Consider the following 21,783-nt stretch of genomic DNA (forward strand, 5'->3'; position numbering starts at 1 on the left):
ACACCAAAATAAAAAATCAACCGCGCGGAAAACCCGTGCCAAAGGAGAAGATGTAACATGGCAGGAGCAAAACAAACACGTGAACAACTGGGTGTACAACCTGGGGACAAAATCATTCTGAGAGGACGAGTGGCATTCGCCCGTCTGGATAAAGCCGTAACGGGTGAAGCGCTGGCCCGTGAAAACGAACGTCGCGCGAAGCTCGGCATGATGAAAACAAAGGAATTCCGAAGCGTAACGATTGAGCAGCCGGAAATCGTACAGGGTGAAGGTACACCGCTTGCGAACTTCCATGCTCAAAGCGTGTATCAAAGCAAGACGACGGGTCTTCCGACGATGTCCTTTGAGAGCAAATCGCTGTTTGCGCCGGATTACGGACATATGCAGGAGGACGGCACCATTCTTGAAATGGCAGATCCGGGTAAGAACCCGGCACCAGGGCAGGTCATCTATTTGATGGTCAGCGCGTTTGCCCCGAAAGGATTCAATAATCTCGGCTCAACGTTCGATGCAATCGTATATGATAAAGGTGCCATCCAGTTCTACGAAGGCAAAAACAGCAGTCTTGCAGGATTCGGCCAGGCAATGAACATGCCGGTTGAACGCATGACTGACGGTGCGGGTACCGCTCAACCGCAACCACAGGAGCAAGTACAAGTGGCGCAAGAACAGCTCGTTGGAGCCGGAGTTGGCGGAGGTCAGAACCAAGGCGGTTTCGGCGGTTTCGGACAAGCCCCTGCGGGCGATCCGAACCAGCAACAAGCGAATCCAAACCAAAGCGGATTTGGAGGCTTCGGTCAAACTCAGACGCAAGGCCAGGGCGGATTCGGAGGATTCGGGCAGCAGAACCCGGGTCAAGGAGCAGGAACGTCAAACCCGTTCGGTGTTCAGGGTGAAGCGATCCCGAACCAAGGCTCCCCATTCGGTGGCAGCGGACAGGTTGGAAAAAGCCCATTCGCTTAATTTGTGATAAAAGAACTATAAATAGTTCAAAAGTTTTAGACGAGGGGCTTTCAGCTCCTCGTTTTTTTTATATAATGGTAATGGATGAAGTTGGATAGGTTGCCACATTGAGGAAAAAACCACACCCAGAAGAAAGGAGCACATGTATGCAATTCCAAATGGTACACCCTGCCATATTTTCACAGAACCCGCTTATTCAGCATTTGACTCAAGACCCGTACTGGACGGTGTCTGATGACCATAAACGACCGGTGAATGCAAGAATACTGCTCGATACCGGGTCCGTATATAACGTTAAATTCGACGGAGAGTGGCCCTTGGTCACACTGCAGGAGCTTGACGCAGACCTGAATCTGCAAGCCGTCAATAGGGCATACCGCCTGCGAGCGCGAGAAAACCGGGTCATTGCAATCGATGTCGAACCCGATGCGCCAGACGCCATGAAACAAGACGCGCTGGCTTTTCCGGCACACTACACCGAACTGTCCAAAAACGGAGGGGTACACCTTCTGATTCTTGTTCCGGAAGACTTAATTACGCAGGAAAACCGCTACATGTTTGAAGACCTCTCTGTCTTCAAAGAACCCGTCCCGAAACCGGACGACCCGTCAGTAAAGGCGCGCGGTGCTTACTTCGAGGTCCTGTTTAACGATCACTTTGTGACCTTTACAAAGCGAATGCTAACGAACAAACTCTGCATCGATTACAACCAGGATTCAGCCGCAAAAGAAAAACTCAGGGAATTCCTTGATGGCATCGTCAAAATGGATAAACAGCGCAAAAAAGAGCGAGAACTCGCGAAACAATATCGCATCGGAGTTATGAAAAGCCTGGTTGACGAGGAGAAAGAGAAAACGATTCAGTCTTTTCTTGCGATCAAGCCGTTCGAAAAGGCAAGAGAACAGGCCGCGAGCAAAAGCGCGAGTGATTTTGGCGAGGATTATTCCCGCTATGAAATGAGCGTGGCCAACGGGCTCGCATTCCACGTGATCCGCCTGCACGACCTTGCAAAAGACACGATTTCCTTGCGGAAAATGGCCGACTCCCTCATCGAGCAAGACCTTGCCTATGCCATTTACTTGTTGCTTAAAGAAGTCGCCCCTCATCGTGAAAAGCACGATGAGACCCGTGACGGGCTTCCGTGGCTCCTATTTACATCCAAAAGGGCTTATGAATACGTGAAAGCACAGAACGCGAAGCGGAAAAAGACGGGAAACACGAAAGGATGATGCCATATGGCAAGCTGCACGAATCAGGGCTCACTCCCTGCAGTCACGGTCAATACCATTCTCACGATGGTTCTCCGGATCGGCCAACCGGTGACGGTTAAAACACCAGACGGTGGGGAATACGACATCATATGGAACCACCAATACAGCGAACCCGAAGTTTTAGGGCTGCAACCGGGGACGGACGTCCGCGGCATCACCCAGACCGCGCAGTGGCTTGGATACCTTGACGCACAGGTGGATTGGTATGCACAAACAAAACGGCACAGACAGCCGTAACCCAAACAATCGATAACACATGACAAACCGGACGGCGCAGCAGGCTGTCCGGTCTTTTAGGCGAAAGGGATGAATTTCCATTGAAAAAAATGCTAAAAGATGTGAAAATTCTGATTCCAGACATCCCGGTCACATGGCTTAACCGAACGCGCTCCGGGCACACAAATACTTGGACGAACCCTGATACCAAGCATGAAAGATCACTTGAGCCTCCAGAACAGGGACTGTACGCTGTGCGGTTCGAAGACGGCTGGTACTGGGTGTGCGGGTGCGAGAAATGCCTCGGACGTCCGGACGTACATTCCTACATTGTCTGCCACAATCATGACCGCTGCCTAACGTGCCACACCCACCGGGAAGATTTGACCGACATTCCGTGGGGGATGGTGAGCGGCTTCCAGTGCAGAACCTGCCGGGAGACGGAACGGGCTAAAAAGAAAGAGGTCGCGCTCGCAAACGCAGCTGAGATGAACCACTCGGAGCTTGACTGCTCGGATGAAGATGCGATTATCTGCCCGACATGCGCCTCGGTAAACGAATCGGAAGACTTGAATGAACCGGGCGGTCACAACATGACCTGCGGGGTCTGTGACACACCATTTAAAGTCGAAATTGAATACGAAATCCGCTACACCGCAACCAAAATCAAAGACGAAAGAAGTGCTGTATCATGACGTACGTTGTCTGCCAAACCCCGAAATGCCAACATACCTATCCAATTCAGGATATTAAGCCAGAATCTGTAAACGTTTCCTGTTCGGAGTGTGGCGGTGTCCTAATCGATGAGAACGGTCGGGCGAACCTTTCTAGGAACCCTCACATATTACCTGTCATCTCACAGGAAGAGATCGAACGAAACCAAAAGGCGGAGCTTCTCAGTAAACGCGAGGACCTCGCCCGCCTGCAAAAAGACGTGGACGCGCTAGAACGACAGGTGCAATGATGCCCAAACGAAAATTATGCTCCTATCACATGTATTCATGCAACGGCTGCGGGCACGCCACCATCATCGATAAATATTACAAAACACGCCGCGTCCACTGCGGCATCTGCGGGGAAAAACTCCTGATGGACTACCGGGGCGAATGTCGAGTGGAACTGGAGCCGAAAATCGGTGCTTTTTCCTTGGCGAAGGTGACACAATCATGAAAAAGAAGACTTTTTCAAACGGGCTCGTCGTGAAACACAGACGGTCCGCTATATTCTTTGAAAACGAGGCGGGAAAGTCCGAACAAGAATCGGAATTTACTTACGCGTTTACACCCGAAGAACAAAGAGTGTTCGTCGAATACTTGCAACAAGCAGCAAACGAATCGTGGGAGAACGCCCAGCCGAAAGAAGCATACAGCATCGGGTCAGACTACTGGGATTATTATGACAGGCGATATGACAACAATGGCTACCTTTCAATCATTGATGCTGGCATCGCCATTTCAGCCCCACATTTGTCAAAGGATACGCTGTATCAATTCAATAAAGCGAAAATCCAATCGTTTTTGTATGATTTAGAAAGAAAATTCAATCTTATTACATGATTTATTACATCTTACGTAAGAATATTACACAAAAAGAAACAGGGGGTTCAGCCAATGCCTGAACATATCAAGGCGGAACATGTCAAGCGCATGTTCCCTTTTGAGTTTTATGAAGAATTGAGCGAGCAGCTGAACGACTACGCGCTGCTCAATCCCGCTTTTATCCTGCAGGGTGCAATTCAAACGACGACCAAACAGCGCAAGGACCTGTTCGAAGAGTCCCGAAAGAACGCCGCGGTATCCACCCTTCATCACAACAATCTCATACAAGTGGAACCGTTCGGCGAGCTCCTGACACTTGAGGTGTGCTGCCCGACCAAAGACCGGAAGATCGTTCTGCGTGAACCCGACAAGCGCATGCAAATGCCTATGTCGATCATCGTGACCCAACTTTATGATTCATCAGGCACCCCGGTGTTTGCGAGCGATGTCGATGAATCATCAATTGGACAGATTCCGGAAGTGCTATGGGATGACCCGAACTTGCTACTTGGGGTCGTCTCCTTCACAGAAGAGGAGCCGCGTGTCGCTGTGCTGAAAATTCCGGCGCGGATTGAGGAGCAACTGTTTGAATCGATCCAGGGCGATGAACAATAAAATGTGCGACAAAATGAATTGCAAATGACTCACAAACCACTCGGTGTATCTAGTTTTCTCTCGTTTTTCGTGGCATAATAGATAGATAGATTACCATAAAAAGGAAACGAGGTGTCGACCATGCCCACTACGGGAAAACCACTCAAAGTCCGCCAAATTGAACGAATGAAAGAAAAAGAGTATTCGAAATCCTACTTAAAGCGGAAACAAGAGCGTGCGGAAGAACCAAACAGCTATCCACTCACCCGAATGATTCTGATTAAAGACTTTTTCCGAACGCCGGATCTGTACAAAGCTATCGGGTTCTTTTTCAGTGTCCAGATCGTCATCGCCACCATCTCGGCAGGCATGCGCTTTCCGACTTACGCTGGCGCCATGAACCTGCTTGCGATCCTGATTGGGATTGTAACCGTCGTTTTGTCCGTCAAGACGATCAATCGCCGACAACGGCTTGATTCCACCAGGAGGCGGTTTAAGCTCTCCAGGGTCCTGTTCATCGTGACAGCCATGCTCATCGCCTTGTTTATGATGACCTATATCTTTAATCTGCTGGGCGTCACCATGCCGGCACAGCCGAACCAGACATCGCTTGACAGCCTGCTCACCCACTTTCCGCTGGCGATGGTTTTCACCATGATCGTTGTCTCTCCCATCACGGAAGAAATCGTGTTTCGCGAGCTGCTACCATTTGCAACGGGGCCGAGTTATCTGAGCTTTGTCATCGCGAGTCTAATTTTCATCGCCCTGCACGCCCCGTTCGGACTGATGGGCTGGACGAGCTATGGGATTCTCGCCGTAGGATTCTTATATGCCCGGCTGAAAGACAACAATGTATATACGGCCGTCGCCGTCCATATGATCTGGAACGCGGTCACGATTGTTATATGATAGAACTGACAAACACCCACTAACCAAAAAGGAGCCAATACCCATGAACACCAGAGACACATCCAAGAACAGAACCGAAAATCAAGAGATACAAACCATCGAGCATGAAACCGTACACGCTCCGGTGTTCGAAGGGGATTTGGATCCAATCACCCTGCTTGAGATGCTTGACCACCACATCGAGACCCTTAGTGACGACTCAGGTGTTGTAAACACCGAGCGGGTTCGCACCCATCTGCAATCCCTGGAGATCATCACGATGGAGAATGGGGACAAGACCTGCTGGATGAACGAACCGCCCGTTCTGCATCACTCTGTCATGAGACGGTCGATGACCGCCCGCATCAGCCACCTCTTTAAGACCCGAGGGGAATGGAAAAGCGAACACATCAAACAAGCCAGCCTTGAAGTCAACGCGAGCATCCTGCTGCCGATCGAACTGGCCATTCAGCCGGAAACGGAAAGACGGGTCAAAGACGGCGACGTCAGCACGCTGCTGCTTTCTGTGATTGGACTGCGCCATGTAGTGGAGAGCATGATTGTGGAAGGCGCGACCAGGACAGGTGTTTTCAAGAAGCCCGATGGCATCGTCCAAATGAACCGAACCAAATCATGGATCGAAGAGAACGAAAAGCACGGCGTATGGAGCATGAAAAACGATCTCGCCACAAAAAACCTGTATGAAATCGTTAGTGCTGCCACGTTTACCGTGAACACATAGCATGAAAAAAAAACCTTACTGGAGTTGAAACCCCGGTAAGGTTTTTTTTTGTGGGACGGCACATATTCACATGCTTCCGTTGGCTCCGAAATTCGACCAGACCATAAACCCAATGCAAGCCGTGTGTACACCAATCGCTGTGAAAAGCATAACCGTTTCGGCGAGACCGCCGGTTTCATAAACGAACGGGCGCCTCCGTTTGGACTTTCTAGCAGGTACCGGATAAAGCCAGCGGATCCCCTGCTCGCTAAACGAATCTTCGGCGATATGTACCGCATACCCAATCGCCAAGGCGGCAAGATGCACAGATTCAAGCACCCACGCAAGCCCTGCAACCAGGAGAATCGCCCAAACCGTGTGTGTAATGGTCCTGTGCGGGATCAGGCGACTGACCGGTTTGATGTACTTCCCGATCGTCGAATCCTCTGAATCAATGTCAGGCAGTACCGTTCCGAGCGCAAAGGAGAACAGGATGAGCGACAAATTGAATGCATAGTCCGAGCCGAGCCCGAACTTTAATGCTCCCATAGACAGTGAGGCAAGACCGAAATATCCGGCCAGCATGCGACCCCCACCGATCCGGAGCAGGAGCAGAATAAAAAACAAAATGGATGTTAAAATCAGGCTATATTCTGCAAACGTCAAAGGTTGGCCGAACTGGAAGCCGAATACCGTCAGCACTTCATCCGGCTGGTGAGGTGCGATATGGACATGACCATCCAGGTCTTTATGGGTCGTATAAACAAGCAATCCGGCATGCATCAGGGCAAGTGAGCCGATGACGTGGGTTCGTCCGAGCATGCAATCCCCCCCTTTATTATTAATGTTATGTATTACGTAAGATGTAATACTTTACAGATTACTCTGCATTTCTGATGCGGTGGTATGCCTCATGGCGCACCGCTTCCCTCGTTCCATCGGTATCGTCGGTGATGACGGTCTGATGGATTGCAACGAGTTCTGATAAAAGCATATTCGTGACACGGCTCTCCACGGCAACGGCATCGAGTCGGTCATGAATTCGCTCCATCCAGTGAATCTGGACATCGGACATTTTCTGATTCGCCTCGGCTTGTGCTTTCATCAGCTGATGCGTTTGGGCCATTTGCTTTTGAAGCCCCTTGAGCAGCACCGACAGGTCTGCGGCCTGCGGCTTTGCTTGGGGTTTCGCTGGAGCAATTCGCTTTTTCATTTCGGATACATTGTGCATGGCTTCTCTCCCCTTTTCATCGTGATCCTGCAAGAGCCGGTCGGTTCGCGGCTCAAAACAGATCAGTATTTTCCGCCCGTAGCATGGCGAGGTACTCATCCGGGTCTTCGTTGACCTCTAAGACGTTTTGCCCGTCAAAATACGGAAGGATCGGAATTCCGAGATACACCATCCCGCTTATAAGGCACACATTCTGATAACGAGGCGAACCGTCCACAAACAGCGGGTGGCGAGAACGGAAACGGAATGTTTTTTTCTTTGAATTGTCACTTTGGATGCGCTCTGCAATCTTGAACCCCGCAGGGATTCTGGCTCGGCCAAAAGATGTACTGATGAACTTGATTAAGTTAATCATAGAGCTGTCTATCATGTGAGACGTCGGATAGAATTCTTCTTCAAATACCGGAAGGGCGTTTACGCCGTCCCCTCCCATCAGAAAATCGTTTAATGGTTTCTCCAACACTTCATACATCGAAAAGGACCGTACTTTGTTATCATCACACATCTATTCCCCACACCTTTCATTTCTATTTTTCTATTTTTAAATCTGTGAATCTATCAATCTGTGCATGTTGTCATAGGGATAAGTAACTAGGTTGTTTTTGTCAGCATTTTTGTTTAACGGGTAAAACACTGAGCGTATAGACATTTGGTTATCTACATGCTAGTTTACACCTAAATTTGGAAAAAATCAAGACAAAACTAATGTCTCAAATTATAAGTAAAACGCTCACTGCACAGCGTATTTGAAAATGCTTCTTATAAAAACTCATTGTTAAGAATTTGCAAAGGAATTTTGAAGACCCTTTGAAAATTACTGAGCACACAGCGTTTTTGAGGTGAATTTTCATTTACAAAAAATCGACATTTTCACCAAATTGTCACAATTAGATGAGGAAATAGTAGCAGTAATAAACACCCATTGTCCCCCAAAAAGACCGTGGTGGGACAATCGATGAAATTCGTGAGTTCAAAGACCTAAAATACGAACTTGTGTTCTCATAATAAACCAAAAAAGGAGCGATGTCCATGACCAACCGAAAACAGGAAATCATACGGGAGCTTACCGACATGTTTCACGCTGTACAGCCGGATGAGGATTATTTGACGGAAGATGAAGATACGGCAGAAGAGGTCCGGGATACGCAGCGACTATTGGACGATGCGTCCGTGCCAATCGAGGTGAAAATTAAAGCACTCACCCGGTTCAACAGCGAATGGTTCCCTGACGGACTATCTATGACCGAACAGCAAACCTACCGACAGCTGCTGGACGAAGCGGAAAAGATCTGAGCAGAAACCTGAAAGAACGACAACACCCCTGTGATTCCGCTGAAATAGCGAGCGGAATCACCAATAAATCAAAAGAAGCAAGCCAAAAAAACTTGATCTGAAAGAGAGGAATCTATTATGAAATCAGCACTAACGTTCACACAAGTACAACCATTCGTCGAGGCAGACCTAAGACAGGGTCTGACACCCGCCCTGATGGGACCTGCAGGGATCGGAAAATCAAGCATCACGGAAGGATTAGCACGCACGTTCAAAACGATGGTCTTCACGCTTCCCGTGAACCAGCTGGCCGACCGAGCCGACCTGACCGGTGTTCGTATGACCCAATCGGAGAAAGGCACGTGGCGCCAGGAAGCCTTCCCACATTCAACCATCATGGAAGCGATTGAATACGCACAGGCGCACCCGGATGAAAATCCGATTTTGTTCTTGGATGAGTTCAACCGCGGCGCGGCTGACATCACGTCTTCCATTCTGTCATTTACGACATTGCGCCGTGTCGGGACAATTGACTTTCCTGAAAACCTGCGCTTCGTCGTTGCAGGAAATGATAAAGGGAATGTAACCAGTCTGGATGAGGCGAGCATCTCTCGTTTCGCCGTGTATTACGTGAAGCCTGACCTGGATACGTTCATGAGCATCCAGACACTCAACCCGTTTGTCATGGATGTTTTAACGAAACACCCGGAGGATCTAATGGCTGCGAGCGTTCATTGAGAACAGCACAAAAGAAGCGGACGGGGACGATGACGATGCGGACGGTGAAAGCGAAGAGTACGCCTTTTCCCAGTTCGAATTCATGGCAGAAGACACGTTCACGCAAGTCACGCGACCGAGAACCATCACATGTGTGAGCAAATGGCTAAACGCTCTGGGTCTGGACAAATCCGGCAGCGATAAAGAGCGCGAACTTCTTGGAAGCCTGTTCACCAACATGACAGAATCCGATGAATCAAACGTGCTGTTTGCCGGAATCGAAGCGCACGTCGGAAATACGACGTTTGCACACCACTTGTTTGACGAAATCAACAATCACTTTAATTCCCTGCTGAGCGCAACACATGTGTCGAACCAGCCGGTCTTAAACGAACTTCGTCCGAAACAGGATGTCATCAACGCGCTGAGCCGCGCGCAAAACGTGCCGGATGTCGAGCAGTTGATCGACACAATGAGTGAAAAGGATCGCCTGAACACTCTTGTGTGGCTGACGGAAGTGGCCAGCACAAAAGAAATCAACAACAATCAGGCTGTGACAGCGTTCATGGCGAACGCGCCGCATCACATCACACAGTTTGACAATAAAGCCATCCAGAATTTGATGAAAGTTCTTCCGGATTCAACGAAAGTGGCACAGACTGCCGTACAGGCGATGCTTTCAAGCACCGCGCCGGTCATGAACCAATGGAAAGGCATGATTCAATCCGTGATGGAGCAAGACTGATCGCACGCTGAATCAGAACCAAGAACCCTCTGAGGATAGCACTCAGAGGGTTTGTTTTTTACCTGACGAAAAAAAATTAATACCCATCAGAAGCGGGTGGAGACATCGGCCCGCTTCCGATTAACAGAGTGAAAATCATTCAAATTCCGAAAGGGGACTTCATTATGGCAATCAAGATCCGAAATCAAAAACCGGCGGTGCTCTATCACGACCCGTTTAACATCCTGCCGGACATCAACGCGAATAAAAGCTCGACTGAATACCAGGACAAAGTCACAGACCACATCAAAGATCGCTACATCAAGCCAATGTACGCCCCGATTAATGCCAATCATCCGGTCGTCATCGAAGACAATTCGGGCGGGAACGCGCAGCAAATCGACGAGGACACCCTGTTCAACGGCATCATGCATCTGTGGACGAGCCCGACTCTTGACGTTCAGCTACAAGACCAGCTCGGAGAAATCTACCGTCAGGGAATCCAGTATCACGCCCCGAATGACTGGTATTTCGAAGAACAGCTCGGCGTCGAAGCGCTCACTCGCATGAAGCTGCCGATTCCGTCCCAAAAGGCGGGAAAAATCGTGAGATACTCCGCCTCAGTCGATGTGATCCCTACGGCAAAAGCATTTCTCGCCCAGCCGGACGCTACCAATGCAATAAGTTGGTTCGCCAACATCACGGCGTATATCCACGACCGCCCGTTTAATAATTACCTGCTCATGACGGTCCAGACAGCGGATGTGTTCAAAGACATCAAACAGCAGGTGAAGAATTATGTGCAGGCTTGGCAGGCGCAGCAGCCGATTGACAAGAACGTAAATAAACTGCTCGCCGACTTCGATAAAGTCGACCTGACAAGCGATCTATCAGCTGGCCTTTTCCTGCCGAACGGAGGCGGAGCGTCTCAGGCTGAACAGGACGCACTGTCGTTCACCCGCATCATCCTGTACGTGATGAGCCAATACGAGAAAAACACGACAAATCCAGGGGCGCTTACCGTACAGCCGTCAAATCTGTACCAGGTTTATATGCCGGAGAACATCATCATCCTAAATCTTGAAAACTACGCACACGCAAAGCCTGCGGACATCAAGAACGACTGGGATGTTTTTGAGAAGGCCCTGAACGCCAAGAAAAGCATGCGTTTTGTCTCCAATAAAAAGCTCATGACAGCAAAAGCCATGAACCGGAGCATCGGCGGAGGAAACAAGTCAACAAGCGCCGCCGGAAAGGGTCAGGACATCGTTCGGGCAAAAGTACAGCCGTTCAGCGGAAAGCCGATCCCGGCACAGCAGATGCTCGGCATGATGGCACGCGTGATCGGGTCTCAGGTCACAAAGCAGGTCACACAAAACACCTACAAGAGCCATGCGACCTCGTACATGCGTCCGAATCGCCGGAAGCCCGATGACATCAATCTGCCGGGGAAACTGACCACGACACTGTATCGCCCCGACATTCATGTCTATCTCGACACGTCAGGATCAATTTCAGAATCCCAGTACCGGGATGCGGTCACGAATCTGATTATGCTGACTAAACGCATCAACTGCAATCTGTACATTACGAGTTTCAGCCACTATGTCAGCCAGACGACCCTGCTTAAAACGAAAGACCGGTCGACTTCTGACATCTACAAGCAATTCCTGGGCATCCCGAAAGTTACGGGCGGAACGGATTTTGAGCAGGTGTGGCGCAAGATCGACATGCTGGATGAATTCAACAAGAAAAACAACTATTCTCACCAGATCAATTTTATGATTACGGACTTCGGATACTCGCTGTCCCGAGGCCACCGCTGGGATCAGGCGCAGGCAAGCGTGAAGAACACGTATTACGTGCCGATGTCGATGGATCCGAGAGGATGGAAGCATCTTGAAAAGTGGGCGAAAGAGTTCCGTGAACAAATGATAAAAGCGGGCGATTACGGCATTCGTAAGCGCATGCTTCTGTAAATCTGTAAAACCAGGGAGCGGTCTATATACTGCTCCCTATTTGGCATGAGCACGATGAGGCTCTATATCTCAAACAAATACAAATACACAAAACAGGGGGTTGCTTATGAGATGGATACTAGAGAGGTGTTACGGCCGTACAAAAAACAACGGTTAGGGTTTGAAGGGGTCTTGGTGGACATCTTTGAGCCGAACAGACGAAATGGGTACACATACGGATTGGTATTTGCAAGCGTTTATGCACCCAACGAAAAAATCGAGCTCGACCACGCAGTCATCAAGATGGCCGTTGTGGATTTCAAGAAGGCCAGCGTGAATCTTTACACGCGCTACTATTTCACGGCAGAAATCGCGTCGTATTACAGACCGACCAAAATACTTGGAATCATGGCAGAGCAAGAAAAATTCATGCTCCAGGAAATCCGAGTACACAAATTAAGAGAAGCCGCTGAATCCAAAATGCTCCAACCCACGATGTATGTGATAAACCGCATCCAAAACATCCTGCTTTTCAAAGGGGAGCCTCGCCATACAGAAGACGAACTGATGGACATCGTGTATTCCACACCAAATGACGGCTCGGTAGAACGATTCATCAATGAATACACGTCGAGCTGCCAGCGCGTCAGCATCAACAAACTTGACTTGCTCGAAACGCTTTATGCATGAACAGCGGTGCGCTTGATGCGCACCGCAATCAAATCCATAGAACCGTTTGCTATTTCTGCGGAACATTTCAAATCAAAAAATAAGGGAGAGATTATTCAATGGAAAACACAATCAAAATGGGGAAACACGACACGCTGCGCATGGCTTCAATTCACGATTTTGGAAAGAAAGACCCGAACGGAAATGGAAACGGGAGCGGTACAGGTTCTACATCTAACGCAGGCGGTGCAGTCGTCTCGGTCAGCCAGGCCCCTTCCTCATCGAATAAAAACGGAAAAGACGGCGCAGAGATGGACTTGCTCGTCAATTACAACGAGCTTGCCAAAAAGGGCGAATTCTCAGAAGCCCTGTTCCGTGACGCACAGATCATGCAGGTCTTGAGCGTCCTTTCTTCCAAAAAGAAACCGAACGCGCTTCTTACAGGCCCTGCAGGTGTCGGTAAGACGCAAATCGTTGAAGAGATTGCCCGTCGGATTGTAAACGACGACCCGATCGTAAACGGCATCCTGAAAGACGTCACGCTTTATGAACTACCGCTTGGGAAGATTGTCAGCGGTGCGAGCTTTGTCGGCCAGCTGGAAGAGAAACTGTACCAGGTCATCGACTTCGCTCAGGATCCGAAAAATAAGGCCATTCTCTTTATCGATGAGATCCACCAAATCATGGGGTCATCCGAATCCAACCCGACATACAACAAGCTCGCGCAGATTTTAAAACCGGCCCTCGGCCGCGGACACCTGCGCGTTATCGGGGCGACCACCAACCAGGAAGCCGTCACATTCCTGTCAGACCCGGCCTTTTCGCGCCGCTGGTCAGACGTACAGGTTCCGGAACTGAGCCCGGAAGAGACAGTCGAGATCATCCTGAACATCCGGGACGCGTTTCAGAAACACCACAAAGTCATTCTTCCGGATGGTGTAATCGAGCACGCTGTCGCAATCGGGGATGAATACAAGCAGTACGGCTCCCACCGACCGGATTCAACAATCACGCTGATCGATAAAGCGATGGCGGATGCCCGCATCAAACGCATCAAACTGCAGGAGGAGGCGAAAACCAATCCGAGCCTCCAGCACATCATCACGGCTCAGCCGCGCCCTGTAGTCAACGTGAAGCAGCTGAAACAGTCCGCCCTCTCCCTCTTGACCGGAGATGAAAAAATGTTCGAGCAGAACGCGGATCTCCTGGAAGCGACGCTCAACACCCAAATTATCGGACAGGAAGCGGCAAAAACAGCTGTTGTCGACGCAGTAAAACGCCTCGGTCTGCGCCTGGCAAAGCGCAAGCGCCCGGTGAGCTTCTTATTCGCCGGACCATCCGGCACGGGAAAAACGGAAATCGCCAAGCAAGTAACCGAGGCGGTCTTCGGATCGAAAGAACGCATGGTGTATATCAACATGTCCGAATATTCCAACCCGGCTTCCATGACACGCATCATCGGTTCATCCGCTGGATACGTCGGGAGTGATTCCAAACAAGAGCTGCCGTTTGACACGCTTGAGAACAATCCGTACCAGGTGGTGCTTCTGGACGAATTCGAAAAGGCTCATCCTGAGATCCAGCGATTTTTCATGCAGGCGCTCGATGAAGGCGTCGTGAAAACGAACCGAAATAAAGAGATCGATTTTACCCGCACAATCATCATTGCGACGACCAACGCGGGAGTGATTGACATGAGCAAACGGTCGGTCGGATTCATGCAGGAAAAAGAGCCTGAGCGCACAAACGAGGACATCATCCGCATCCTGCAGTCTTCGTTTGACACAGAGCTTTTGAACCGTTTTGAAAAGCTCATCGCCTTCACGCCGATCCAGAAAGAAGATTATACGAAAATTCTCGCCGTGAAATACAACAAGTTGGTCGAGGAAGCGCAGGCGAACCGCAAAGACCTGCAGTTCTCCCCGAGCCATATCGACATCGATCAGGCAAACACCAACGATGTACTGTGTGAACTGGCTGACCAGTCCTTCACACCGGCATCCAACGGGCGCCCGGCAGAGCGGACAATTCGTGAACACATTGAAAACGCCATTCTCGACAATCCGAACGACACGCAGTTTGATTTGTTGTAAACCCATAAACCCGTTAGTGACGGCATCCTGCAGAGGGTGCCGTTTAAAAATACGGCCTCGTGTGCCCATTAGCCGCACACAAGGCCAATCAATCATGCAGACCTTAAAAATCCTATTTGAAAGAGGGTATAAACATGCCAATCGTAATTGATGCCACTTCTGATAATCTGAACGAACAAATTCAACAGGTGAACCACAGCATCGCCTTGAACAAACAAGTAGATGCCAAATATTTCTCGAAAAACATGACCGGAAACGGCAAGCGTAAAACCGGACTGTTTGGTGCAGCCGCCGATACAATCAACCTGTTTATCAAAGAGAGCCGCCGCCTTTTAGGGGACGTAGCGCTAAACGAAGGGGCCCTCAAAAGTATTGAGCGCCATAATAGCCAGACGTTCGGCAACTTCTTCCATCAGAGCACGAAAGACAAGGATTCTGTGTTCCGGAAGTTTGAAAACAATTTAACTTCCATGATTCCACCCGTTATCCTGCATCCGATTCTGTCTTCCGGAACACCAGCTGCACTTACCTTTCCGAAATCCATCGGGATGTACAATTTGAACGCACTGGAGACCATCTGGACGAAAATCACCAGCGGGACGATCGACGGAAAGAAAGCGACTGTATATGCGCGACCGGTCATCCAGTCCATTCGCCTGTATGCCCGTGAGAACAAGCGCCAGCTGAAATCGGGCCATGTTCAAACGGAATCTCAGGTGGCAGGCCAAGCGGACATTTATGTTCTGTTTGCAACGGTGCTTGACGGAATGGAAAAAGACGGCGATATGATTTTCGCCAATCACCGCATCCGCGGCGGCCGTAAAGTCACAAAGGATCAGGGTGTGGTGTCCATTGCCCGTCTTAAAGAAAAATCCACGGTCGAGTATGACTATTATGCATTGAACGAGGAACTGAACAAGCACCTGGACGAAGTAATCGGCAATGCACAGGTGAACCTTCCAGGTATCACGGATCACCAACTCTCCCTTGCAATCGGAGATTTGTCGATGAGTGACGTACTGACCAACCAGGCGATGACGATTACACACCAAGCGGAAGAGACCCTGCTCACGTTCGTAAAAGCGTTCAGCGCGCGCATGAACGAGCTGAAAGCGAAGAAAGCGAGTTACCCACACACGCAAAAACACCTGGATAACGCACTCATCACGTTCGTCCAGCACATTGATTTACTGAATGAAATCGAGGACGACTTGATTACAACAGACTTATTGGCTTCGATCTATCAAACGCTGAAAGAACATCTGGGCGATCAGCGCACGATCAATGACATCGCCCGCCACAGCCTTCGTCTGCTCTTGTCTCAGCGCCTGCACGAACTGGAGGAGATCCGCAACAGCGGAAGCCTGTACCAGTTTGAGCCGAAAAACCAGGTAGTTGACCTTGCGATGCAGCAAAACCCGAACTACTCGACGCAACAAAAGCGCATCGTCACGACGACTGACCCGCTTGTCATCGGTCAGGCCGGAGCAGGCTCCGGAAAATCCCATACGCTCATCGGCCGGATCAATTACCTGAAAGATCAGGGTGAAGACTTAAACAAAGTGCTCGTTCTGAGCTTTACGAACGTTGCGGCAATCAACATCAACAACCGGTTCCCGGGTGTCCGCTCCGAAACGCTTGCCAACATGTTTCATACGATCTATTCGGCAACGTTCCCGGCGCAATCCCTGTCCCAGCCTTCGACGGTAGCGAACTCGATTCGTCTCTTGAACCCGGCAAGTCAGTATTTTCAGGACTTGGGTCTTGATGCGGCGGAACTTAAAACATTTATCGATGACTTCGCCATGAGGCTTGAGCAATTCGACCAAACCGGATTCAAGCGTGTGAATCTCCAGCAGGAGCTAAAGCGCCTATCCAACCTTGTTGAAGGAAATCTGAAAATGTGCAGCCACGTCCTAGACGCGGTCGAGCAAACGACGCTTGAACTGGAGCCGATCATCATTCACCACATGCTCCTAAACGGCGGAGGGGAGCTGAACATTCCGGATGTGTACCAGAAACTGAACTACATCATCACGGATGAATCACAGGACATCTCAACGTTCGAGTACATCCTGCTCTTGGAGCTGACGCTTCACTATCGTTCCCAGCTTTTAATTATCGGGGACGGCTCCCAGACGCTGTATGAGTTCCGGAACTCCGACCCGCGCTACATGAACGCGCTTGAGGCGTCAAACGTATTTACGAGCCACAAACTGGAGACGAACTACCGCTCGAACGAAGAGATTCTGATGTACGCCAACCAGTTCCTGCAGGTAATCGATGCAAATAAGTACGCCAACATCCAGCTCAAATCGTCCAATTTCAGCTCTCCTGACGAAAAGTCCGTCCGGGATGCTATCACGATTGGCAACAATGAAATTTCCGGAGGTACGCTAAAAGACTACACGGAAGGCGTGAAGGACTTCCTTCATCATGACGCCGAGTTTAAGAAATGGTTTATCGACCGCGTCAAAAAGGGTGAACAGGTCGCCATCATGGGATGGACACGAAAAGAAGTGCTGGAAGCGGGCGAAGTGATTGAGGAGATCCTGAAAGATCACAACCTCGGGCACATCGAAATCACGAACATCATGTCCAATAACGAGCGGCCAATGACGCTTCTCTCCCGATTCGCACGGGCAAAAGCCGACGACCTGCGTTCGTTTGACCCGACACACCAGCATTACATGAAAGAAATCGAGCGTCACGCCGATGCGTTCGTAAACAAAGAATTCAAACGGGCATCCGGCAAGCAGAGCACGTTTTACTATGACTTCATCGTCCGAAACGTCAAAACGGTCGTGCAGGGCTTTGAATGGAACGCATGGCTGAGCGATTACCGCAAAGGAAACGTCAACAAGCACCAGATTGGCAGCTTCCTGATTCAGCAGCTTTTGCGCATGGAAACAAGAAAGAACGCGATGGATCAGTTCATCCGTAAACAAAAAGACGTACCGAATTATGACAAATGCCCGATCATACTGTCTACGATCCACGGCACGAAAGGGCTTGAATTCGACCACACGGTCGTTCTGTTCAACGAAACGAAACGCGGTGCCACCTCACAGGAATCCATGCGAATGATGTTTGTAGCGCTCTCCCGCGCGAAAAAGTCCGAATACATCATCAACTCGCACCGTGCAACGAAAATGCGCTCGGTGAGTGATTCGCACGCAGGTATGTTCCAGACACCGGTCAACACCGCCTTCATGCGCACGCTGAACGACGCAGCGAAGCTCAACCAGGCCCAGCCGGTCGCAGTCGCGCCATAAAGAACGGATGACCTCCGAACCCTAATCCGGTTCGGGGGTTCTTTTTTTAAAGACGGCAGTAAGTCACAGCAATAGGTTCTCTAGCATGCACACGAGGCCTAAGAGAGCATTTCAGTTGGATGTGAATAGAAAGAGAGCCGGGTGCTAAAACAAGCGCGCAAAAGGCCTCCAAGGAGCACGCTTTTGCCTTTGTGGGAGTTTTCAACACCTATGCGCCCCGGAATCTGCAGGATTTTCCAAATGTCCCTCCGTTCCTGGTTTTTTCGAGAAACCTTTATATGTGTAACACGCTTATATATATATTTTTTTTAATAGTCTTTGATTTAAAAAAGAAGGAACAAAGGAACACGTTTCTCTGAGCCCTTGATGCATAAGGATTCAGTCATTCCTTTTTGGCGTGAAAAACGAGGGACATCCGAGGGACATTTCGCGTGAAAAAGGAACAAAAGGGGAGAAATCACAAAAAACGAAGGTGTGTCCATCGAGAGCTGCACACTGGAAACATGAAATTTTAGGCGGAAAACCCAAGAAAAATGAGCGAAAAAGGAACAAATCTGGGGTAAAAAGGAACAATTTGAGCCCAAAAAGGAACAATGCAGGAACAACTTGAAAGCCTTTTCAAGGGGTGGTAGTCATTCTCCCCTTTTTTTTCTGTGACTGCAAGATGGAGAGGAGCCAAAATCATGCCCATGCGAGTCAAGTACGCATTATTTGCTGTTACGGCGTCAGGAGACCCAGGTGTAACCGAACGGGAGCTCATCGCAGATTTTGATGAAGAAGTACACGACCATGAGGTCGAAGAGATCGTCAAAGCATTGGCGCCGTCCGATCTTGAATACGATTATGTCATCGTGGAGAAGCAATTCCACCGCGAAGAGTGACGAAAAACGCTGAACATCCAGCGGAATGGTGCGATAATTCATTGTTAAACAAACGCTTGTATGGTATACTAAAAATAGACAAAAACGCTGTACGTCCAGAGGTTTCAATTAATTTCACGAAGAAAAACAGGAGGTTTTTACATGATACTCGACGCGAAACCAATAAACGGCCATGACCATTCAGGCGCCATCGAGCCGATTCAGACCGCCATCGCCCAGGTCAACCTCACCCCGGCCATCACGGAAACATCCAGCTTTCAGGCTGTGTTGAAGGAAATCCCGCTCCGGGTTCACGCGGCGAACACCCTACTCGAAGGCTACAGGGAAGACAAAGACGCGTTTCTGGAGGACATTGATGACGAAGTGCTGGACCAGCAGCTGAAAGAGATGGCTCAGGTGTCCGGGTTCGTGCGTGACATCGAAACGTCTCGCAAAGCGATCAAATCTTACATGAACAACGTGCGTGACCAGGTTCTTGAAACGCTCGACCAAAGGCTTGCAGGCGCATCCTTTAACGAACTGGAACGCGCACAAGGGGACATCAAACAATTAAAGAAAGACATCGACGCCGACCGCCGCGCAAAGCGCTGGGAGGAGATCAGAGCCACGTTTGAAGCGAACGTGAACCGCTATCCCCTGCTCGGGGAGTTCACCCCGGAGCTCGCGGACTTTAGCCGGTTTAAGCTCTTGTTCCCGAAACTGATTTCAGGGGCGAAGACCCGGAAGGTCAAAGAATCTGATCACACGATGGTCAACGAGACACTGCACGCGTGGAACACCGCTGTGGAGCTCATGAAGGAAAATCAATGGCGATTGTCCCCGCAGGACTTGAACCAGCTGCTCACGCTGTTCAAACAAAACCCGTCGGTCGAACTCGTCCAGCGGGAAGGTCGCCAAATCAAACTCAACGCCGATGCCCGGGAGAAGGCTCGCATGGAAGCCGAAGCCCGTCGTGCGGAACAGGAAAGACAGGCAAAGATCGCAGAACAGAAACGCCAGGAAGAAATGGCCCGCATTCAGGAGCAGGAGCGTCAGGCAAAGCTCGCCCGGGACGTGGAGGCCCAGAAACATGCGGAAAGGCAGCGCATCGAGCTCCAAGAGCGCTCACGGCTGATGGCCGAACAGGAACGCCAGCGCAAAGCAGAATACGCCTCATTCGGCGGGCAGTATAAAACGATTTTCAAAGAATCGTTCCCGCACTTTATCGAATACCTGTTCAGCAATCCGGCGTACCACAACGTCCATACGAGCACCCAGACGAAAGCGACCGTTATCTATGACATCATGCACCAGGTCGATCGTGAGGATTCTGTCGTGACACGGGAAACGGCAAGAGACCCACAGAAGGTGCTGGATCTCGTCCGGTATATCCTTGACGCATAAACGTGGCTGATGCCACACAAAACCCCCTCGCTCATCCAGCGAGGGGGTTTCTTTTTTATGATTCATCGTTCTTTGCATCTCTGCTCGCATTTTTGCGGCGCTCACGGAGACGCCTTGCATACGCTGGGCTTGTACGGAACGCCATCGCTTCACGCTCCGGAACATCATACTCTTCGCCTGTGAGCGGGTTTCGCCCCACGCGGGAAGACCGTTTCGATAGATAAAAGCTGCCTTTTCCGTGGAGCTTCACTTCATCCCCGTTTTCCAACACCTCGCATATCGCGTCCCACGCCGCATCAAACACGATTTTTACCGTATCCTTATGGACACCAGTCCGCTTTGAGGCGATCGCTTCGATATAATTTTGGTTGCGCACGTGCTCGCTCGTTTCCTCTGACGGATTTTCGCTTCTCTCTTTTTCCTCGTTTCTGTCTGCACTCATGTGCGTGACCCCCCTGTCAGGCGTCCAAACAGACACCCCATCCTTTTTCCACTGACTGCTGCATCTTACAATTCCGGACCGTCATCTTCAAGCTCATAGTCCCGCTCGTCAAAGCCGTAATCGTCCCCGGCCGTCGTTTTCTGGTATGTATGGCCGCGCTCACGGGCGTAACGGTCATACTGCTTGTCGTACTGCGTACCTTTTACGTCCCGAGCTGCGGCCTCTTCGAGCTTAACCTGCTGATAGGAGCGCTTTGCCTGCGTCCTTACGCCTGGTGCGTGACCGGCATAGGACAAACCAGCAGCTTTCATTTCACCGCTCCGAGTGAACTGCTGCAGTTTCTCACGGTGCATCGCCTCGATGTCCGCTTCTGATGGTTCATTGTGGAACGGATCCACACCATTGTTTTCCTGAATCATCCGGTCGACATCCGCTGCAAAATCGACCGGCTCCCCTTTGTACTTGCGCTCATACGCATCAAACGTCGTTGAGTAAAAAGTGGAATGATTCCGTGTGAACGTGTCGAACTCGCGCGTGAGGTTCGCCTCCCATTCTGGAGAAAGATTCTCGCCACCGAGTTCCTGGGTCGATTTTTTGTAGGCATCCAGCATGATGTCACGCAGCTCGCGTTCGCTCGGCTTATCATGCAGGATCACGCCATGTCGCCTGAACGACTGCTGAATCTCACCCTTCACGATTTCATCGGACTCAGGATCCCCGGAACCCGCCCGGTAATACAGGGATTCGTAACTGTTTTTTATACGACTTTCCGGAGATAATTTTGCCACCTGGTCTTTCCGCATCATTTTCACCATCAGATAAGCCACTCCTTTAGATTAAAATCTAAGAAAAGAAGTAAGACATTATCCGTGACTAGAATAAAGGGTGCGAAAAGCGCCTCCTATTCAGTATATCACGAATAAATGCTTACATACACAACATTTTGA

The 21,783-nt window shown here is 50.0% G+C and carries 22 protein-coding genes; 17 read left to right on the top strand and 5 right to left on the bottom strand.

The genetic code is table 11. The annotated features are described in order from the left end of the window. The first annotated feature begins 57 nt into the window (after positions 1-57). The 8 genes from RKD52_RS21950 to RKD52_RS21985 all read left to right on the top strand — a co-directional run bounded on the left by RKD52_RS21950 (position 58) and on the right by RKD52_RS21985 (position 6,212). Positions 58-963 (top strand): hypothetical protein, encoded by a 906-nt coding sequence (locus tag RKD52_RS21950; RefSeq protein ID WP_454101518.1) that lies wholly within the window; start codon positions 58-60, stop codon positions 961-963. Between the two features lie 146 nt (positions 964-1,109). Further along, on the top strand, positions 1,110-2,192 hold the full coding sequence (locus RKD52_RS21955; RefSeq protein WP_454101519.1) for a hypothetical protein: 1,083 nt from the start codon (positions 1,110-1,112) through the stop codon (positions 2,190-2,192). A 6-nt stretch (positions 2,193-2,198) separates the two neighbouring features. Next, positions 2,199-2,471 (top strand): hypothetical protein, encoded by a 273-nt coding sequence (locus RKD52_RS21960; RefSeq protein ID WP_454101520.1) that lies wholly within the window; start codon positions 2,199-2,201, stop codon positions 2,469-2,471. A gap of 80 nt (positions 2,472-2,551) precedes the next feature. Further along, a complete protein-coding gene (locus RKD52_RS21965) occupies positions 2,552-3,145 on the top strand; it encodes a hypothetical protein (RefSeq protein WP_454101521.1) in 594 nt (197 codons plus the stop codon). A gap of 471 nt (positions 3,146-3,616) precedes the next feature. Beyond that, positions 3,617-4,006, top strand: coding sequence for a hypothetical protein (locus RKD52_RS21970; protein WP_454101522.1), 390 nt, complete (start codon positions 3,617-3,619; stop codon positions 4,004-4,006). A 54-nt stretch (positions 4,007-4,060) separates the two neighbouring features. Continuing rightward, positions 4,061-4,603: a hypothetical protein gene (locus RKD52_RS21975; RefSeq protein WP_454101523.1), complete on the top strand. Its 543-nt coding sequence runs from the start codon at positions 4,061-4,063 to the stop codon at positions 4,601-4,603. Between the two features lie 120 nt (positions 4,604-4,723). Then, the gene (locus RKD52_RS21980) at positions 4,724-5,491 is read left to right on the top strand and encodes a CPBP family intramembrane glutamic endopeptidase (protein WP_454101524.1); all 768 of its coding nucleotides are present in this window, start codon (positions 4,724-4,726) and stop codon (positions 5,489-5,491) included. A 43-nt stretch (positions 5,492-5,534) separates the two neighbouring features. Next, complete coding sequence (locus RKD52_RS21985) at positions 5,535-6,212, top strand: hypothetical protein (protein WP_454101525.1); 678 nt, start codon at positions 5,535-5,537, stop codon at positions 6,210-6,212. A gap of 66 nt (positions 6,213-6,278) precedes the next feature. Here RKD52_RS21985 and RKD52_RS21990 read toward each other — a convergent pair whose 3' ends face one another. The 3 genes from RKD52_RS21990 to RKD52_RS22000 are packed head-to-tail and all read right to left on the bottom strand — an operon-like array spanning position 6,279 to position 7,927. Next, positions 6,279-7,013: a metal-dependent hydrolase gene (locus tag RKD52_RS21990; protein ID WP_454101526.1), complete on the bottom strand. Its 735-nt coding sequence runs from the start codon at positions 7,011-7,013 to the stop codon at positions 6,279-6,281. Between the two features lie 58 nt (positions 7,014-7,071). Further along, the gene (locus tag RKD52_RS21995; RefSeq protein WP_454101527.1) at positions 7,072-7,422 is read right to left on the bottom strand and encodes a hypothetical protein; all 351 of its coding nucleotides are present in this window, start codon (positions 7,420-7,422) and stop codon (positions 7,072-7,074) included. A gap of 52 nt (positions 7,423-7,474) precedes the next feature. Beyond that, positions 7,475-7,927 (bottom strand): hypothetical protein, encoded by a 453-nt coding sequence (locus RKD52_RS22000; RefSeq protein ID WP_454101528.1) that lies wholly within the window; start codon positions 7,925-7,927, stop codon positions 7,475-7,477. A 524-nt stretch (positions 7,928-8,451) separates the two neighbouring features. On the opposite strand from RKD52_RS22000, the gene RKD52_RS22005 reads away from it, so the two are divergent. From RKD52_RS22005 to RKD52_RS22045, 9 genes are all read left to right on the top strand, one after another. Next, entirely contained in the window at positions 8,452-8,715 is a 264-nt protein-coding gene (locus RKD52_RS22005) for a hypothetical protein (protein ID WP_454101529.1), read from the top strand. 117 nt (positions 8,716-8,832) lie between these two features. Further along, complete coding sequence (locus RKD52_RS22010) at positions 8,833-9,432, top strand: AAA family ATPase (protein ID WP_454101530.1); 600 nt, start codon at positions 8,833-8,835, stop codon at positions 9,430-9,432. Positions 9,433-9,565: 133 nt separating this feature from the next. Then, positions 9,566-10,156 (top strand): hypothetical protein, encoded by a 591-nt coding sequence (locus tag RKD52_RS22015; RefSeq protein ID WP_454101531.1) that lies wholly within the window; start codon positions 9,566-9,568, stop codon positions 10,154-10,156. 164 nt (positions 10,157-10,320) lie between these two features. After that, a complete protein-coding gene (locus RKD52_RS22020; RefSeq protein WP_454101532.1) occupies positions 10,321-12,114 on the top strand; it encodes a hypothetical protein in 1,794 nt (597 codons plus the stop codon). Positions 12,115-12,288: 174 nt separating this feature from the next. Continuing rightward, positions 12,289-12,783, top strand: coding sequence for a hypothetical protein (locus tag RKD52_RS22025; protein ID WP_454101533.1), 495 nt, complete (start codon positions 12,289-12,291; stop codon positions 12,781-12,783). A gap of 98 nt (positions 12,784-12,881) precedes the next feature. Further along, the gene (locus tag RKD52_RS22030) at positions 12,882-14,855 is read left to right on the top strand and encodes an AAA family ATPase (RefSeq protein WP_454101534.1); all 1,974 of its coding nucleotides are present in this window, start codon (positions 12,882-12,884) and stop codon (positions 14,853-14,855) included. Between the two features lie 134 nt (positions 14,856-14,989). Further along, positions 14,990-18,130, top strand: coding sequence for a UvrD-helicase domain-containing protein (locus tag RKD52_RS22035; protein ID WP_454101535.1), 3,141 nt, complete (start codon positions 14,990-14,992; stop codon positions 18,128-18,130). A 683-nt stretch (positions 18,131-18,813) separates the two neighbouring features. Next, entirely contained in the window at positions 18,814-19,011 is a 198-nt protein-coding gene (locus RKD52_RS22040) for a hypothetical protein (RefSeq protein WP_454101536.1), read from the top strand. Positions 19,012-19,152: 141 nt separating this feature from the next. Continuing rightward, positions 19,153-20,394, top strand: coding sequence for a hypothetical protein (locus RKD52_RS22045; protein ID WP_454101537.1), 1,242 nt, complete (start codon positions 19,153-19,155; stop codon positions 20,392-20,394). 55 nt (positions 20,395-20,449) lie between these two features. On the opposite strand, the gene RKD52_RS22050 is transcribed toward RKD52_RS22045, so the two are convergent. Together RKD52_RS22050 and RKD52_RS22055 are read right to left on the bottom strand one after the other, a co-directional pair. Further along, the gene (locus tag RKD52_RS22050; protein ID WP_454101538.1) at positions 20,450-20,836 is read right to left on the bottom strand and encodes an HU family DNA-binding protein; all 387 of its coding nucleotides are present in this window, start codon (positions 20,834-20,836) and stop codon (positions 20,450-20,452) included. Between the two features lie 65 nt (positions 20,837-20,901). After that, positions 20,902-21,651, bottom strand: coding sequence for a hypothetical protein (locus RKD52_RS22055; protein WP_454101539.1), 750 nt, complete (start codon positions 21,649-21,651; stop codon positions 20,902-20,904). Between the last annotated feature and the right edge of the window lie 132 nt (positions 21,652-21,783).

The organism is Metabacillus sp. SLBN-84 (genome assembly GCF_053629595.1).